This is a genomic window from Limnothrix sp. FACHB-881, from assembly GCF_014698135.1.
Classification (GTDB): domain Bacteria; phylum Cyanobacteriota; class Cyanobacteriia; order CACIAM-69d; family CACIAM-69d; genus CACIAM-69d.
In genome coordinates, this window is sequence record NZ_JACJSN010000014.1 from 78,652 (window position 1) to 94,717 (window position 16,066).

Consider the following 16,066-nt stretch of genomic DNA (forward strand, 5'->3'; position numbering starts at 1 on the left):
TTTCCTCCACAGTGCCTTCAGAGTGTTTTGGGATGCCATTTCATAGCAGTATCACAGGCTAAAAGTGATGGGTCGAATCAAGCCTTCCACCATTACGAAAGTGCGAGAGCAAGGGGCTTAAGCCCCTTGTCTACTGCGTTAATCAATTAGCCAGTGACTAGCGAATGATTAGCCAATTTTGGCGGCCATCGCCACGATCGAATCAACCATCCGCATCGAGTAGCCCCACTCGTTGTCATACCAAGACACAATCTTGAAGAAATTCGAGTTCAGCTCAATGCCCGCCGTTGCGTCAAAGATGCTCGAATGGGCATCGCTCGTGAAGTCCGTGGAAACCACCGGATCTTCCGTGTAGCCCAAAACCCCCTTCAGCTCTCCTTCAGCGGCGGCCTTCATGGCGGCGCAAATGGCTTGGTAGCTGGTGGCTTGCTCAGTGCGGAAGGTCAAATCCACCACCGACACATCGGCCGTGGGCACGCGGAACGCCATGCCAGTCAAGCGCCCCTTCAGGGCCGGCAGAGCCAGGGTCACAGCCTTGGCGGCTCCGGTAGAGGCGGGGATGATGTTTTGCATGGCGCTGCGGCCGCCGCGCAAATCCTTGCGGCTGGGGCCGTCCACGGTGGGCTGGGTGGCGGTGGCGGCATGGACGGTGGTCATCAACCCTTCAGCAAGACCGAAGTTGTCATGAATCACCTTGGCGATCGGGGCCAAACAGTTGGTGGTGCAACTGGCGTTGGACACGATGAAATCTTTGGCCGGGTCAAAGCTGCTGTGGTTCACGCCCACCACCAGGGTCGGCACGCGATCGGGATCCTTCGTAGGTGCGGAGATGATCACCCGCTTTGCCCCAGCGGCCAGGTGCTTGCTGGCTCCCGCATGGTCAATGAAAATTCCGGTGGCTTCCACCACAAAGTCCACATTGTGGTCACCCCAGGGCAACTCCTCCGGGTTGCGACAAGCAAAACAGGGAATCAGTTTGCCGTTCACCACCAGGCCGCCTTCGGCCGCTTCCACCGTGCCCTTGAACCGGCCGTGGGTGGAGTCATATTTCAGCAAGTACGCGAGGCTCTCGGGGGGGAACAGGTCGTTAATTGCGCAAACTTCAATGTCGGGATTGGCGATCGCACCGCGAAACACCAATCGGCCAATGCGTCCGAAACCGTTAATGGCAACCTTAATCGGGGCCATGATCAAAACTCTCCTGCTTGCGAAGTCATGAATCAAACGGGCTTGAACCCACAGGGTCAGCCCCGGCAGTTATTTTGACCCAAGGGGTGAGGGAATCAATCCCAACGCGGATCAATCTCTCACGACCCTAAACCGGATTCAGGCAAGGGGTGACGGTTCTTGGCTTTTTTTCAAGACTCTTTTTCCGGTTTGCTCAACCCGATAGGGGGGTTGAAAGGCCAAAACGGATGCCTAATTCAGCGCACCAATCGACGAAAACAGGAAGCTGAAGCCGCTTGACCCGCAAATTGGGTGGTGATTGGTGAGTGTCTCAAGAGATCACCGAGCCATCTTCTAAAGCTGTGGTGGGGCTGTGGCGGATTGGGTTTGGTTGCGATCGGGGTGATCGGTTCTGGGATCGGTGTTAATCGATTTCCTCGATCGCCGTTCGGTCAGGGAAGCACCATGGGTACATTTTCCAGGAGGGTGTTCGGAAGGGGTTGACCGGTGATGTTTGCCCTATGGTGTTCGCCAGGTATTTGCCAAGTATTTGCCAAAGTATTTCTCGAAATCTTGGTCAAACATTCACCAAGTCACAACAAACCTGGCAACATTAAGAATTGATGGAAAAATAGGAAAAGGCCGAAAATTTAGCCAATTTCGGGCGAGAAGTTTTATGCAAGATGAATTTTGAGTCAACCCTGCAAGATTACGGGGAATCTCGTGAAAATTGCTACCAAATCTTGATCATCACTAGTGCAATCTAAAGGGGCATCTGACCCGCCATCGATCGAGCCGTTGCCGAGGGATCCCGATCGCACCCCCCCTCGGTTTCCCTTGCAGCAACCCTGAAACCCTTGAATTTTTGGGGATGGATTGCGATTGATCCCGATCGCCCCGTGAAGAATAATCGGATTCTGCGATGGGCAAGTTTCCTTGCAGCCGATCCCCAGGGGGAGTAATGGATGAGTTAACCTGAGCACCATCCTCGCTATCGGTCAGATTATGATGGTCGCGATGGTAGTTGATTCCCTGGAAACGATCACTTCTTGGGCAAATCTTGGGCAAATCTTGGGCAAATCTTGGGCAAATCTTGGGAAATTCCTCAAAATGCCCCAATTCCCGATCGTGACTGGGATTGGGGCGCAGGCCGCCCACCAAGACCCCTCAACCAGTGCGATCGCTCCATTGACGCAACTCATTCAAGAATCGGGTGCATTGCAGCGCAGTTACCGTTCTATGGTCACTTAAACCCTTGCCCGCGCATTTGCTCAATCCTCTGCTGTCTATGTCAGCCCTGCTTCAAAGCCCTCGGCCGTCGAGTCGAATAACTGCACTGCTTGTTAGCATTTTGGGTGGTTGCTGTTGGGGATCGATCGCCCAGCCCGTGGCGGCCCAGCCCCTTGGCCCTTTTGATGAACCGGCCCTCAGTGCGCCCGACGGCCCCTCCAGCGTTGCAGCACCCGATTCCACCCTTAATCCATCGGCTAACTCCACCTCCGGCAATTCCACGCCAAACTCCGCGCCAAACTCCACGCCGAATTCTGCAACCCTTCAGCCTTTGCCCCGGCTGCTGCTGGCTCCCACGTCCACCTCGGCGGGTTCCGTGCTTGATCCAACGCTTCAGCCCCCGATCGATGGGTATCAACTGGATACGGGCGATCGGCTACAGGTGGAAATTTTTGATGTGCCCGAATTCAGCAACCGTATCTACCTGGTGCTGGTTGATGGCACGATTTCCGTGCCCTGGATTGGTTCTGTGCGGGCCCGAGGCTTAACTCCTCAGCAATTGGCCAGTGCCCTCAGCCAGGCCTATCGCCCCTTCGTCAAGACCCCGATCATCACCGTCAATGTTTTAACGCCCCGCCCGGTTCGGATTGGCGTTTCTGGGGAAGTGAATCGGCCCGGCTCCTACGCGATCGAGGTCAGCAATCGGGACGTAGCGCCCAATCAGTTACCCCTTCAATGGCCAGACGTGACTCGGGCGATCGTGGCGGCCGGCGGCATCACCCCCCTCGCCGATATTCGTAACATCCGCCTCCGGCGCTCAGATCCCAGCGGCACTCCCCAAGACCAAACCCTCAACCTTTGGCAACTGCTGGAAAGTGGCGACCTCAGCCAAAATATCCTGCTGCGGGATGGAGACATGCTGATGATTCCAAAGGCCAGCACCTTTTCTTCCGAGGAAGTTTCGCGCGTGGCCCGGGCCAGCTTTGCCCCCGAAACGATCGGGGTGAACGTGGTTGGCGAAGTGAAAGCCCCCGGCCTCATCAAGCTGCCACCCAACGCCACCCTTAATCAGGCCGTCTTGGCGGCCGGCGGATTCCTGCGCCCCCGCGCCGTCTCCAGCCAAGTTGACCTGATTCGGATTAATCCTGATGGGTCAGCCACCGCCCGCCGCATCCCCATTGACCTGCAAGCCGGCCTGAATGAGGAAACCAATCCCCTGTTGCTGAACAACGACATCGTGGTGATTAACACCAATGGCGTGACCCGGATTACAGACTTCCTGCGGGTGTTGCTGTCGCCTGTGGATAATCTCTCGAACCTGCGTCGCCTGTTGGCCCCCAGCGTTCCCGATTTTCAGTAATTCAATAAACTGCCTAGCCCTCGGCCTTCGATTTCATTACCTGAACCCTATGCAGTCCCAGACATCCCGCGAGGCGATCGACTTCAATCCCCTAGGGCTTATCCTTAAGGCTTGTCAACGGGCCTGGCTACCGGCTGCTTGTGTTTTTATTTTGGGCATGGGTGGTTCTGTGTTGGCGGCTCGGCGCGTGAAGCCTGTGTATGAGGCTGGAGCCAAGATTCTCTTCAGAATTGACTCCACTCAAGAGCTGACGGGTCTTGCACGGGATGAGTCGGATAATCCGTTGCGATCGCTGTTGGTTGACCAGAGTCCCATCAGTAATCAGATGGAAATTTTGCTCTCGGAACCATTACTAGAGCGCACCATCAAAAAGCTGGACTTGCGAGATAAAAAAGGCGAACCCTTAGGGCCAGGGGAGCTGAAGACAGCGCTGGAAGTCAAGATCATTGGCGCAACGGATGTGGTCAGCATTACCTATGTCAATGAGTCTCCAGAGTTGGCGGCGGCGGTTGTGAATTCCGTGATTGAGGTCTATCGCAATAACAACGTGGCGATCGCCCGAGAAGACACCGTTCAGGCTCGCATTTTTCTGTCCCGCGAGTTGCCACAGGTGGAAAAGCAACTGCGAAATTTGGAACTGAGACTTCAGCGATTCAAAGAACAAAATCAGGTGATTAATTTAGAAGAGGAAGCGCGAACTTCGGTGCTGGCTCTGCGGCTGCTCGATGAGCAAATTACCAACACAGAAGCCGCAGCGATGGAAGCGGCGGCCAAAGCCACAGTCTTGCGCCGTCAACTCAATCTTTCTCCTCAGGAAGCTGTGGTGGTGGCAGCCGTCAGCCAGTCCCCCAGTGTTCAGAAAGTTTTGGTGGATTTGCAAGACACCCAAAAAGAACTCGCAGAGCAACGATCGCGCTTTACGGACAGCAGCCCCACGGTTTCCCGGTTGATGGAACGGGAGCGGCAGTTGCAAGACATTTTGCAAAAGCGAATTCAAGAAACCCTGGGCGATCGGCAAGTGGTTCCGCCCAGCTTCTTACAGGCTGGGGAATTGCGGGTGACTTTAATTCAGCAATACCTCAACTCCGAAACGGAGCGAGTGAGCGCAGTCAATAAACTCAAGTCCTTTGAAGACAGCCGATCGACATATCTCCGACGGAGCCGTAGCTTGCCCAAAATTGAACAAGAGCAGCGTTATTTGGAACGCAAGCTAAAGGCCGCCCAAGGAACCTATGAGACCCTACTTTCCAATTTGCAAACACTCCTGGTCAAGGAAGAACAGCGCAACAACAGCACCAGAATTTTAGAGCCAGCGACTGTGCCTCGTAAACCATCTTCTGGTGGCAAGGTCAAGGTTTTAGCCCTAGGGTTATTTGGCAGCACCTTAATGGCTTCTGCAATTATCATCATTGCGGAAGTTTGGAGTTCTCGATCGCGTTCTGAAAAAAAGATGAGTTAATTAATTACTGTTTTTACGTTGCCCCTTCCCATGACTCAGGCTTTGCATCCCCTTCGTCGTTTATTTCTTTACCTGCCGCAATATCGCCGTCAGCTTTGGCAAGCGACAGCCTATTCGGTTTTGAATAAAGTTTTTGACCTGGCTCCACCAGCTTTGCTGGGTTTAGCCGTTGATACATTGGTGCAGCGGCAGGATTCCTGGTTGGCTTCCTGGGGGCTTCAGGGAATCACCGAGCAATTTCTGGTGCTGGCGGTTTTAACCTGGCTGATTTGGATTTTGGAGTCTGTTTTTGAATATGCCTACAAGCGCGTTTGGCGCAATTTAGCCCAATCTATTCAGCATGATTTGCGATTGGAGGTCTATGACCATTTGCAATCCTTGGAGCTGGCTTATTTTGAAGAGCGCAGCACTGGAGAGTTGCTCTCAATTTTGAATGATGATGTCAATCAGTTGGAGCGTTTTTTAGACACGGGTGCAAATGATGTTTTGCAGGTGACCACGACCGTTTTGATCATTGGGGGTAGCTTTTTTGCGGTTGCGCCTCAGGTGGCCTGGCTATCCATGTTGCCCATGCCATTTATTTTGTGGGGATCGATCGCCTTTCAGAAAAATTTGGCCCCTCGCTATTCCGAAATGCGAGAAACCGTGGGCTTGCTCAGTGCCCGGTTGGCGAATAATTTGGGTGGCATTTTAACCATCAAAAGTTTCACGGCGGAGCGCTATGAACACGATCGGGTAATGATCGATAGCAATGCCTACCGTCGTTCCAACCGAAGGGCGATCGCCTATAGCGCTGCCTTTGTGCCATTGATTCGGATGGTGATCCTTTGTGGGTTCACGGCCACTTTGGTGGTGGGCGGTTTGGAAGCGGCCGCGGGGCGCATGTCGATCGGGGTTTATAGCACCTCAATTTTCATTATTCAGCGGCTTTTGTGGCCCCTCACTACTTTGGGTCAAACCCTGGATAACTATCAGCGAGCCATGGCTTCTATTCGGCGAATTTTTAATTTGTTGGATACGCCCATTGATGCCCATTCAGGGACCAAAACCTTTGCCCCTTCGGAGATTCGCGGCGAAATTGTGCTCGATCGCGTGGCCTTTGCCTATCGGGGTCGATCGCCCGTGGTGCAAAATCTCTCCCTCACGATCCCCGCTGGTCAAACGATTGCAATTGTGGGGGCCACTGGCTCCGGCAAAAGCACCTTGGTGAAGCTGCTGCTGCGTCTTTATGAAATTAACGATGGCGCTATTTTGCTTGATGGGATTGATACCCGTGAAATCGACCTGGAAAGCTTGCGTGGAGCCATTGGTTTGGTGAGTCAAGATGTTTTTCTGTTCCATGGAACGGTGGCTGAAAACATCGCCTATGGCACATTTCACGCCACCCCGGATGAAATTCTAGCGGCGGCCAAAATTGCGGAAGCTGATGATTTCATTCAGCAACTTCCCCAGGGCTACGAAACCATTGTCGGTGAGCGGGGTCAAAAGCTGTCGGGTGGGCAGCGACAACGGATCGCGATCGCCCGGGCGGTTCTGAAAAATCCCCCCATCCTCATTTTGGACGAGGCCACATCGGCGGTGGACAACGAAACCGAAGCGGCGATTCAACGATCGCTCGATAAAATCACCCAAAATCGCACCACGATCGCGATCGCCCATCGCCTCTCCACCATCCGCAATGCGGACTGTATCTATGTGATGGATCAGGGGCAATTGGTGGAATCGGGCCGCCATGAAAACCTGCTCGATCGCAACGGAATCTATGCCGAATTGTGGCGATTGCAAACCGGCGATCAGGCGGCTTAGGGGCTGTCGTCATTGCCATCTGGCGATAGGCAGTGGGATCAGAGTTCCTGGAATCTGATGTCAACCATTAAGGGCGATCGGGGAAATGGCGGAAAACCACCCTCCGGCGGGGCAATTCCCACCGCGTGCGCATCCCCGAATCCTTCCTAGAATTGAAGCAACGGCCGGTCTTCGGATTTCCAAACTCCAAACACCGATGCCGATTTCTTCTTTCGGTTTGGTGCTATGAATCAACTAAAAACCACGGTTTTGCTCGCCAGCATGAGCGGCCTGCTGATTTTTGCCAGCGGTCTTTTGTTTGGAGGTGCTCGTGGGGCCTTCCTGGGGCTGGTTTTGGCAGCGGTGATGAACCTGGGATCCTGGTTCTATTCGGACAAAATCGCTCTGGCGGCCTATGGGGCCCAGCCCGTGAATCGATCGCAAGCGCCCCACCTTTACGCCATGCTGGAGCAACTGTGCGATCGCGCGGGAATGCCCGTGCCCACCCTGCACATTATCCCCAGCCCGATGGCTAATGCCTTTGCCACCGGTCGTGACCCCAACCATGCGGCGGTGGCTGTGACGGAAGGGATTCTGGAAATTCTGCCGGAAGATGAGTTGGCGGCGGTGATTGCCCACGAACTCAGCCACATCCGCAACCGCGACACCCTGACTCAGGCGGTGGCGGCCACCATTGCGGGCGCGATTTCTTACCTGGCGCAGGCGGCCATGTGGTTTGGGGGCGATCGCGATCGGGGCAATCCGCTTGCAGGGTTGTTGGCCATGCTCTTGGCCCCGATCGCTGCCACGGTGATTCAACTGGGCATTTCCCGAACGCGGGAGTTTTCGGCCGATGCGGGAGCCGCAGAGTTAACGGGCGATCCGATGGCCTTGGCTCGGGCCCTGAAGCGCTTGGAAACGATGGCTGATGCCACCCGTTTGGAGGGTAATCCCGCCTTTTCGCCCTTGCTGATCATTAACCCCAGCGCCAAAGACTGGCTGCGCAACTTGTTTTCCACCCATCCTTCCACGGAGTCTCGAATTGCTGCGTTGGCCCGTTTGGCAGGACGCTAGGGAGTTGGTTTAGTCCATTGCGTTAGGGATTTTGCTCGTTGTCTTTGAGGGGCGATCGGGTCGTGAAAGCGGTTTGATCGCCCATTTTTTGTGCAATTCTGATGATGAAGACTTTTGAGCAAGTTGCTTGAGTATCTTTCTGGGAATGTTGCGGGAATATTTTTGGGGAATATTTTGCGAGAATATTTTTAAGAATGCTTTTCGAGATTATTGCTCAGTCAATCAAGCAAGCAATTAGCTAAGTAATCAACCCAGCAATCAACCCAGCAATTAACCCAGCAATCAACCAATTCATATCCGATTAATTAGCCGGCCGATCTTGTTCTTGTCTTGCCCAATTGCGCCATTCCTCGCTAGCTTGGAGAAGAGCGCCGAACGATTGCTGAACGATTGCTGAACGATTAATGCTATTGGGGTTTCCCCGCCATGAACCTTGTGGATGCGTTGCCAACCTTTTCGATCGCCCTGCGCGAGGGGTTTGAAGCGGTTTTGATCATTGGCTTGGTGTTGGCCTGTTTGCAACAAGCGGGCCAAACCCACCTCAACCGATCGGTGGCTTGGGGGATTGTGGCGGGGTTGTGCCTGAGTGCTTTGGTGGGCGTTGGGTTGGCTGGGGTCTTCGGGGCCTTGGATCGATCGGTTGCCCCTTGGGCCCCCTTTTGGACTCAAGGCTTAAAAGTAATTCTGGGGGCGATCGCCATTGGTCTGTTGAGTTGGATGTTGGTTTGGATGACTCAGCAGGCCAAACAACTGAAAGGAGAGGTGCAATCCTCTGTGCAGCGGGCGATCGGGGAGCAAGCGGGGGCCTCCTGGAAAATTTTTGGCTTGGTCACGGCCGCCGTGCTGCAAGAGGGACTGGAAACGGTCATTTTCATTGCCGCCCAGTTTCAGGAAAGCCTCGGGGCCGCCGTGGGGGCGATCGCGGGTGTAATCGGAGCCGCCATCATGGGGCTGCTGCTATTCCGCTTTGGCATCAAGATTGACGTGCGCCGATTTTTCCAAGTGGTGGGCACAATTCTGCTGCTGGTGGTGGGCGCGTTGGTGATTTCCGTGCTCAAGCACCTGGACGCGGCGACGGTGCTTTGGGGGCAACTGCATCCTGCCTGGGCTGGCCTTTGTGCTGTGGGGGGCGATTCCTGCTTGCTGGGGCCCCTGGTTTGGGATTGGTCAGCGACCTTGAGCGATCGGGTGTTGCCGGGTGTATTGCTCAAAACCCTCTTTGGCTACCGTGACCATCTCTACCTGGCTCAGGCGATCGGGTATGGCCTCTTTTTAGGCGGCGTGGGAACCCTTTACTTCCGCAGTTTGCGGGGCCAGCGCTCTCCTGCGGCCCCGGCCGGAGCTTCGCCGGCCCAGTCTTCTGCCCAATCGGGTCAAGGCTAGGGCCTGTCGCCAAATCGCCTGAACCAAATCGCCTGAAACCCTGATTCCACCTTTGGCAGATCGTGGGGGACAAGGGGCTTAAGCCCCTTGTTATGACGACTGGGACATGGAAAATCAATCGTTCGCTGATCAGCCAGTTCAGTCGCTGAATGAGCCGTTGAGTTGCCCCTAGGCCTTGGGCTTGAGATAGGCGATCGCGTGTCGCCAAACGATTGTAGGCTGGTCGTAATGGTCAACAATGCAGATGCAATCACTGTCCTGCCACCTCACCTTGCCTGCAATCAGGTCATTGGTTAGCAGCTTTAGTTCCACTTCTTGCTTATTCTTAATGGCTGTCTGCACTTGACGGGTGCTGGGCAGCCCAGTATTAAATTCTTCAGCCATAGGGAGTGCTCAATGGGACTTGCGTTTGCAAAGTATCACGGATTAGGGAATGACTTTATTCTGCTGGATAACCGCGATCGAGCAGAGCCAATTCTCTCGCCTGAGCAGGCCGTGCAACTGTGCGATCGCCATTTTGGCATTGGGGCCGACGGTGTGATCTTCGTGCTGCCCGGCGAGCAGGGAGCCGATTACACCATGCGAATTTTTAACTCCGATGGTTCCGAACCGGAAATGTGCGGCAATGGCATTCGCTGTTTTGCCAAATATTTAGCGGCCCTGGAAGGCCTGGACAATACCGAAAAAACCTACAAAGTTCACACGCTGGCGGGTTCCATTATTCCCACCATTCAGGCCGATGGCCAGGTGACCGTGGACATGGGCCAGCCGATTTTGGCGGCCGAGCGGATTCCCACCACCTTGGGCACAGCGGGCGAAACGGCCCTGGCCCGATCGCTCACGGCCGCTGGCCAGGATTGGACAGTAACCACCGTCAGCATGGGAAATCCCCACTGTGTCACCTTTGTGGAGGATGTGAGCGCGATCGACCTGCCCGCCATTGGCCCGCAAATCGAATGCCATCCGGCCTTCCCCCAAAAAACCAATGTGGAATTTGTGGAAGTGGTGCGGCGCGACTATCTACGAATGCGGGTTTGGGAGCGCGGCGCGGGCATTACGTTGGCCTGTGGAACGGGGGCCTGTGCAACACTGGTAGCAGCCGTGTTAAATGGCCACAGTGATCGAGTGGCTACGGTGGAGCTTCCCGGCGGCCCATTGCAGATCACCTGGGATGCTGTGAGCGATCGGATCCTCATGACGGGGCCGGCAGAAGCGGTTTTTAACGGGGTGTGGAGGGGCTGGTGATCCGGCCCCGGGTCAAGTTAATCCGTCGCCAATGAGTCCGTCGCCCAAGCGGTGCTAAGGATTGGGGGCCGCCATGGCCCCCGGCGATCACCAGTTCACGGCAGCAACTGAAGAGCAATAGGCATGAGCAGCGGAATTTACTTCGTACGCAATGATGGGCGACTCGTGGAGATGATGGAGCAGCCCTATGGGTCGGTGACGCTTCTTCAGGAACTCTTGGAAACTTACCCCAACCTATTGGCTGGCGATCGCAGCCTCATTAACCGTGATCAGGACTGGTTGGCCATCACTCGCCAGAACACGGTGATTTTTGATGACGAACGGGCCGATCGCTGGTCTCTGGATCGGATTTTTCTCGATCGCAGCGGTGTGCCTACGGTGGTGGAGGTGTTTTGCAGCCACGGACGCGGCGGCGGTCAACAGGCCCAAGAGCTGATTGGCCAGGCGATCGAATATGCTGCGAACCTGTCGCAATATTGGCCGATCGAAACCATGCTGGCCCAATTTGAAGCCAACTGCCGCGCCAACGATCGGGATCCCGATCAAGTGGTGGAAGACTTCCTGGGCCATGACGAGGAAGAAGAGCGCTTTTGGCAACAGGTGAAAACTAACCTGCAAGCGGGCCGGATCCGAATTGTGGTGGTTTCCGATGCCCTCTCGCCGGAACTGGTGCGGACGGTGGAGTTTTTGAACGCCCAGATGGATCCGGCAGAAGTTCAGGCGATCGAGCTGCGCCAATACGTGAGCGATGAAGGATTTCGCACCCTCGTGCCCCGATTAATTGGGCGCATGACCGACTCCAAGAGCGCTTCCCCCGCCCTCGATCGGCGGCGTTGGGACGAAGACAGCTTCTTCCAAGAATTCAGCACCCGCCAGGGGGAAGACGAAGCCGCCATTGCACACCACATTTACGAGTGGTGTAGCGATCATCCCAATGTGGAGGTTTACTGGCGCACGGGCGACACCTACGGCGGGTTTGTGGCCATGTGTGATTTTGGGCGGGGCGAGTCCCATGAGCTGTTCAAAGTGGGGATTGATGGGGGCTTGGAAATCAATTCCAGCACCTACGCTTCTTGGTATCCCTTCACGCGCCATGACGAATGGATGGAATTGCGCAGCCACTTCAGCTCGATCGGCCTGGCCCTCCCGCCGGACTCACGAGAACGCCGGGCCCCCAACTTCAGCCTTTCAACCCTGCGGGATGAACAATCGCTCCGGCAGGTTTTTGAAACCTTCAGTTGGGTTTTGGAGCGGGTCAAACAGTCTTTGAATGACACCAAACGACGGGCAACCGATCGCGACTGGGCTGCTGGTTAAGATTCACGCAACCTGGCTCATACCCGCCACCTCGAAACATCAGGATAGCGGCTGCGAGACAGACACTGCGGAATAGAAACTGCGGAATAGAAACCGCAAAAAACAGCAAAGTAAAAACCTTGGGACTGACTGCATAAGGGTTTAGTTGAAACCCACTAGCAGCCTATTGGCAGGAGCGTTTGGAAACATGGTGGTTGCGGGCAACAGGAATATGGCACAAACGAACCAAGAACCTAGGAACGGAGAACCCTGGAGCATTGATCAGGTGCGTTCCCAATTCCCCGCCCTAGACAACAAAACCTATTTCAACTACGGCGGCCAAGGGCCACTACCCCAAGGATCCCTGGAAGCCATGGTGCAAGCCTGGCAAACGATGCAGCAATTGGGCCCCTTCAGCAGCGCCGTGGGCGATTGGGTTGATGCGCAACTGGCCGCCACCCGCCAAACCATTGCTCAGGAATTGCAGGTGAGTCCGGAGACGATCGCCCTGACTGAGAATGTGACGGCTGGTTGCAACATTGCCCTTTGGGGATTGCCTTGGCGATCGGGCGATCGGCTATTGATTAGCGATTCCGAGCATCCGGGGGTGGTGGCCGCCGCCCAAGCGATCGCCAAGCGTTGGGGAGTGACGATCGATCAGTTTCCCCTGCGCGATCGAGTCCCTGAGCAACCGATCGTGGAAGCCATTTTGGCCCATCTGCATCCCCAAACCCGCTTGGTGCTGGTGAGCCATGCCCTTTGGAATACGGGCGAAATTCTCGATGTGCAAGCCATTGCCCGCGCTTGCCGCCACCAACAGCCCTCTGTGCAAATCCTGGTTGATGCGGCCCAATCGGTGGGCCTGTTGCCCTTGAATCTGTCGGAATTAGAGATTGATTTCTATGCCTTCACAGGCCACAAGTGGTGCTGTGGGCCCGATGGGTTGGGGGGATTGTATGTTAATCCCCGATCGAGCCTGGAGCCGACCTTCGTGGGCTGGCGTGGCATCACGGCCGATCGCCAGGGTAACCCCACGGGCCACAAAACTACCGGCCAACGCTTTGAAGTGGCCACCTCCGCCTATGCGCTTGGGCTAGGTCTCCAATCGGCTCTGGACTTGCACCGCCGTTGGGGCACACCCCAGCAACGGTACGATCGAATCGTGCAGCTTGCCGGCCGCCTTTGGCAACATCTGCAAACCATTCCCCAGGTGGAATGTTGGCTGCCATACCCGCCGCCAACCGGCCTCATTTCCTTCAAGGTCAGCGGCTCCCACAACGCTCGATCGCTCGTGGCCACCCTGGAAAAACAAAAATATTTGCTCCGAACCCTGCCCAATCCCGATTGTGCGCGGGCCTGTGTTCATTACTTCACCCAAGAAGCGGAAGTCGATCAACTGGCGGAACTGATTCGATCGCTCGTAGCAGCCTAACTTTGACTTAACTTTGACCTATTTAACCTAACTGTTCGGCCTGGGATTGTAATCGGGCGATCGGCTTAATTATGCGATCGACCGGGCGATCGACCGTAACAGCTCGCCAGAAATCTGGCCATACCTACCCCCCTCCAAACCAGATCAGAGCGGGGTAAATTTGCCATTAACCTTCCTCATTTATCTAGGAGAAAACCGCATGAAGCATGATTGGTTGCTGACTCTTTCCTCCTGGCCACAATTCCTAGCAAACAGCAATTCAGTTCACAATTCCAACGCAGCGGTCAGCAGTCTAGCGATCGGCAGCATTCCCGAACTGATTAATATCCTCACTATCCTGCTCTTGCTGGCAACCACCGTTGCCCTGGTGACGCAGCGGCTGAGAATTCCCTATGTCACCGGCTTGGTGCTGGCGGGGCTACCCATCACCGACTTGCTATCCCAGCGCCTTGGCCTGGATCCATCGCTGGTGCTCAATCTTTTCCTGCCAATTCTGATCTTTGAAGCGGCAATCAACACGGATATTAGTCGTCTTCGCAGCACCTTCAAACCGATCGCCCTGCTCGCAATTCCTGGCTCCTTGCTCTCCTCAGGGATCATTGCTGTTTTGGTGAAACTGAGCCTAGGGCTGGATTGGATTAATGCGCTGTTGGTCGGTGTAATTTTGGCTAACACCGACACCGTTTCCATGATCGCGGTTTTTAAGGAATTGCGAGTGCCTTCACGGCTTTCAACGATCGTTGAAGGCGAAACATTATTTAACGATGCCGCTGCCTTAGTTTCCTTCAATCTGCTGTTGGTCATTTACTCCACCGGTAGCATTACCGTCAGTCAAGGCATCAAAGAGATGCTGTTGGTTTCCCTGGGCGGTGCATTCCTAGGCGCAGTTTTAGGCTATCTTTGCTTGCCGATTTTTAATCGCCTGCAAGATCCCTTAAGCAGTTTGTTGCTAACTGTGGCATTGGCTTTAGGCACGTTTCAACTGGGCCAGTTTTTGGGTGTTTCCGGTGCGGTAGCCGTCGTGATTGCTGGTTTGGTTTTTGGTAATTTGGGTTTGCCCCAAGCCACATCAGCCTCCTATCGGATCACGCTGCTCAGCTTTTGGGAATATGCAGGTTTTAGTGTTAATACATTCATTTTTCTGTTGATTGGCATTGAAATTAATCCCCTCACCCTTTGGAAAATTCTCCCGGCCGTTATTTTGGTGATCATTGCCTATCAATTGGGACGCATCATCTCTGTTTATTCATTGCTGGCCGGCTTGCGCTGGTTCGATCGCCCGATTCCCCTCCGTTGGCAACATGTCCTAGTGCTCGGCAATATTAAGGGATCGCTGTCCATGGCATTGGCGATCGCTATTCCTGTGGGTTTTGTTGGCCGGGAATTCATTATTGAACTGGTTTTTGGGGCAGTCCTGTTTTCGTTGGTGATTCAGGGACTGGCATTGCCTTGGCTGATCAAGCAGCTCAACATCGGCCAAGGCAATGGCATATCCGAGGAAATTGGCCAATTACAGATTCAACTGATTGGGGCCAAGGCGGCGCAGGATGAACTTGCCCAGCTACTCAAGGCTGGCGTTTTACCAAAAGCAACTTATGAGGAGCTTTGGGCTGCTTATCAAGCCAAAGTCGCTGGATCAGAACGGGTTTTGAGGGAGGTCTATAACCAACACCAAGCCCATTTGGGTCTGCATTATCCCAACCAATTGGATGTGGTGCGAAGACAGTTAATTATTGCGGAAAAGGGTGCAATTAACGATGCCCTGCGCAAGCGAATTGTTCCGGAAGATGTGGTGCAACGCTACATCAAAGCTTTGGATCAGAAGCTTCAGTCTCTGAGCGATGACTAGCAGTGAGTCCAAGATATTTGATCATCGGCCGGACGAGTTCCGGCCGGGTCACAACCAAAATGGTGGAGCCAGCTTTCAAGACTGTTTGACCATTGGGAATTTCTAAGTTGCTACAGGCATGACTTTGATAACCAATGATCAGAGATCCCGTTGGAAAATCGGGATCTTGGGCAATCTGGGCCACCGTGCGATCGACCACATAACAATCATTGGGAACGGGTAATTTGAGCACTTCAACCTGACCCTGTTCAAAGTGCATCATGGATTCCACTTCTGGGTATTCGATCGCGTTGGCCATCGTGGCCACTGCCAAATCAATGGTGCTGATGATGTGGCTAGCGCCGGCCAAACGATAAGCATCCAGAAACTCGCGATCGAGCATCCGAACAACAGTGTGGGCAATGCCGTAGCTTTTGGATAAGGTGATGAGCGCCAAATTCAAAGCATCATCCCTTAGGGCTGCTACCACCGCATTGGCCTGCCGGATCCCAGCTTCTAGGAGCACTGCGGTGCTGACTGCGCTACCCTCGAAGGCCATCACCCCGATTTGTTCGCGAGCAAATCGACAGGCTAAGGGATCTTTGTCAATCACAGCAACAGTATGCCCCAGCTCTAGGAGTTGTTGGGCTAACCGCAATCCCATCATTCCTGCGCCGCCGATGAGAACGTACATGGTTGTTGTACTCGCCTCGCAAATCTTGGATATCTCAGGTTAGCGCAGAGATGAAATTGCTTCCTTAAGCTGATGAATTGAATGTATTCATCAATGTATTCATCAAGGAAGTG

General features: G+C 54.5%; 12 protein-coding genes. 9 read left to right on the forward strand and 3 right to left on the reverse strand.

Annotated elements, in window-relative coordinates:
- Positions 1–168: 168 nt before the first annotated feature.
- Positions 169–1,188, reverse strand: coding sequence for a type I glyceraldehyde-3-phosphate dehydrogenase (gene gap / locus H6G52_RS13260; RefSeq protein ID WP_190528926.1), 1,020 nt, complete (start codon positions 1,186–1,188; stop codon positions 169–171).
- 1,267 nt (positions 1,189–2,455) lie between these two features.
- Between gap and H6G52_RS13265 the strand changes: the two genes are divergently transcribed.
- The 5 genes from H6G52_RS13265 to H6G52_RS13285 all read left to right on the forward strand — a co-directional run bounded on the left by H6G52_RS13265 (position 2,456) and on the right by H6G52_RS13285 (position 9,458).
- Positions 2,456–3,757: a polysaccharide biosynthesis/export family protein gene (locus tag H6G52_RS13265; protein ID WP_190528928.1), complete on the forward strand. Its 1,302-nt coding sequence runs from the start codon at positions 2,456–2,458 to the stop codon at positions 3,755–3,757.
- 49 nt (positions 3,758–3,806) lie between these two features.
- Entirely contained in the window at positions 3,807–5,216 is a 1,410-nt protein-coding gene (locus H6G52_RS13270; protein WP_190528930.1) for a GNVR domain-containing protein, read from the forward strand.
- A 30-nt stretch (positions 5,217–5,246) separates the two neighbouring features.
- On the forward strand, positions 5,247–7,022 hold the full coding sequence (locus H6G52_RS13275; RefSeq protein ID WP_190528932.1) for an ABC transporter ATP-binding protein: 1,776 nt from the start codon (positions 5,247–5,249) through the stop codon (positions 7,020–7,022).
- A gap of 225 nt (positions 7,023–7,247) precedes the next feature.
- The gene (locus H6G52_RS13280; protein ID WP_099532704.1) at positions 7,248–8,075 is read left to right on the forward strand and encodes a M48 family metalloprotease; all 828 of its coding nucleotides are present in this window, start codon (positions 7,248–7,250) and stop codon (positions 8,073–8,075) included.
- 426 nt (positions 8,076–8,501) lie between these two features.
- Positions 8,502–9,458 (forward strand): FTR1 family protein, encoded by a 957-nt coding sequence (locus H6G52_RS13285; protein WP_190528934.1) that lies wholly within the window; start codon positions 8,502–8,504, stop codon positions 9,456–9,458.
- 168 nt (positions 9,459–9,626) lie between these two features.
- On the opposite strand, the gene H6G52_RS13290 is transcribed toward H6G52_RS13285, so the two are convergent.
- Entirely contained in the window at positions 9,627–9,842 is a 216-nt protein-coding gene (locus tag H6G52_RS13290) for an RNA-binding protein hfq (protein ID WP_099532706.1), read from the reverse strand.
- A 12-nt stretch (positions 9,843–9,854) separates the two neighbouring features.
- Here H6G52_RS13290 and dapF point away from each other — a divergent pair, with 12 nt between their 5' ends.
- The 4 genes from dapF (at position 9,855) to H6G52_RS13310 (ending at position 15,280) form a co-directional block, all read left to right on the forward strand.
- On the forward strand, positions 9,855–10,703 hold the full coding sequence (gene dapF / locus H6G52_RS13295) for a diaminopimelate epimerase (RefSeq protein ID WP_190528936.1): 849 nt from the start codon (positions 9,855–9,857) through the stop codon (positions 10,701–10,703).
- Between the two features lie 123 nt (positions 10,704–10,826).
- The gene (locus H6G52_RS13300; RefSeq protein WP_099532708.1) at positions 10,827–12,020 is read left to right on the forward strand and encodes a hypothetical protein; all 1,194 of its coding nucleotides are present in this window, start codon (positions 10,827–10,829) and stop codon (positions 12,018–12,020) included.
- A 211-nt stretch (positions 12,021–12,231) separates the two neighbouring features.
- Positions 12,232–13,431, forward strand: coding sequence for an aminotransferase class V-fold PLP-dependent enzyme (locus H6G52_RS13305; RefSeq protein ID WP_099532709.1), 1,200 nt, complete (start codon positions 12,232–12,234; stop codon positions 13,429–13,431).
- Between the two features lie 199 nt (positions 13,432–13,630).
- A complete protein-coding gene (locus H6G52_RS13310) occupies positions 13,631–15,280 on the forward strand; it encodes a sodium:proton antiporter (RefSeq protein ID WP_190528938.1) in 1,650 nt (549 codons plus the stop codon).
- On the opposite strand, the gene H6G52_RS13315 is transcribed toward H6G52_RS13310, so the two are convergent.
- A complete protein-coding gene (locus tag H6G52_RS13315; RefSeq protein ID WP_190528940.1) occupies positions 15,237–15,953 on the reverse strand; it encodes a TrkA family potassium uptake protein in 717 nt (238 codons plus the stop codon). The genes H6G52_RS13310 and H6G52_RS13315 overlap by 44 nt on opposite strands.
- Positions 15,954–16,066: the final 113 nt, after the last annotated feature.

Coding starts and splice junctions, on each gene's coding strand:
- gap (WP_190528926.1), bottom strand. CDS start 1,188: ATGGCCCCGATTAAGGTTGCCATTAACGGTTTCGGACGCATTGGCCGA.
- H6G52_RS13265 (WP_190528928.1), top strand. CDS start 2,456: ATGTCAGCCCTGCTTCAAAGCCCTCGGCCGTCGAGTCGAATAACTGCA.
- H6G52_RS13270 (WP_190528930.1), top strand. CDS start 3,807: ATGCAGTCCCAGACATCCCGCGAGGCGATCGACTTCAATCCCCTAGGG.
- H6G52_RS13275 (WP_190528932.1), top strand. CDS start 5,247: ATGACTCAGGCTTTGCATCCCCTTCGTCGTTTATTTCTTTACCTGCCG.
- H6G52_RS13280 (WP_099532704.1), top strand. CDS start 7,248: ATGAATCAACTAAAAACCACGGTTTTGCTCGCCAGCATGAGCGGCCTG.
- H6G52_RS13285 (WP_190528934.1), top strand. CDS start 8,502: ATGAACCTTGTGGATGCGTTGCCAACCTTTTCGATCGCCCTGCGCGAG.
- H6G52_RS13290 (WP_099532706.1), bottom strand. CDS start 9,842: ATGGCTGAAGAATTTAATACTGGGCTGCCCAGCACCCGTCAAGTGCAG.
- dapF (WP_190528936.1), top strand. CDS start 9,855: ATGGGACTTGCGTTTGCAAAGTATCACGGATTAGGGAATGACTTTATT.
- H6G52_RS13300 (WP_099532708.1), top strand. CDS start 10,827: ATGAGCAGCGGAATTTACTTCGTACGCAATGATGGGCGACTCGTGGAG.
- H6G52_RS13305 (WP_099532709.1), top strand. CDS start 12,232: ATGGCACAAACGAACCAAGAACCTAGGAACGGAGAACCCTGGAGCATT.
- H6G52_RS13310 (WP_190528938.1), top strand. CDS start 13,631: ATGAAGCATGATTGGTTGCTGACTCTTTCCTCCTGGCCACAATTCCTA.
- H6G52_RS13315 (WP_190528940.1), bottom strand. CDS start 15,953: ATGTACGTTCTCATCGGCGGCGCAGGAATGATGGGATTGCGGTTAGCC.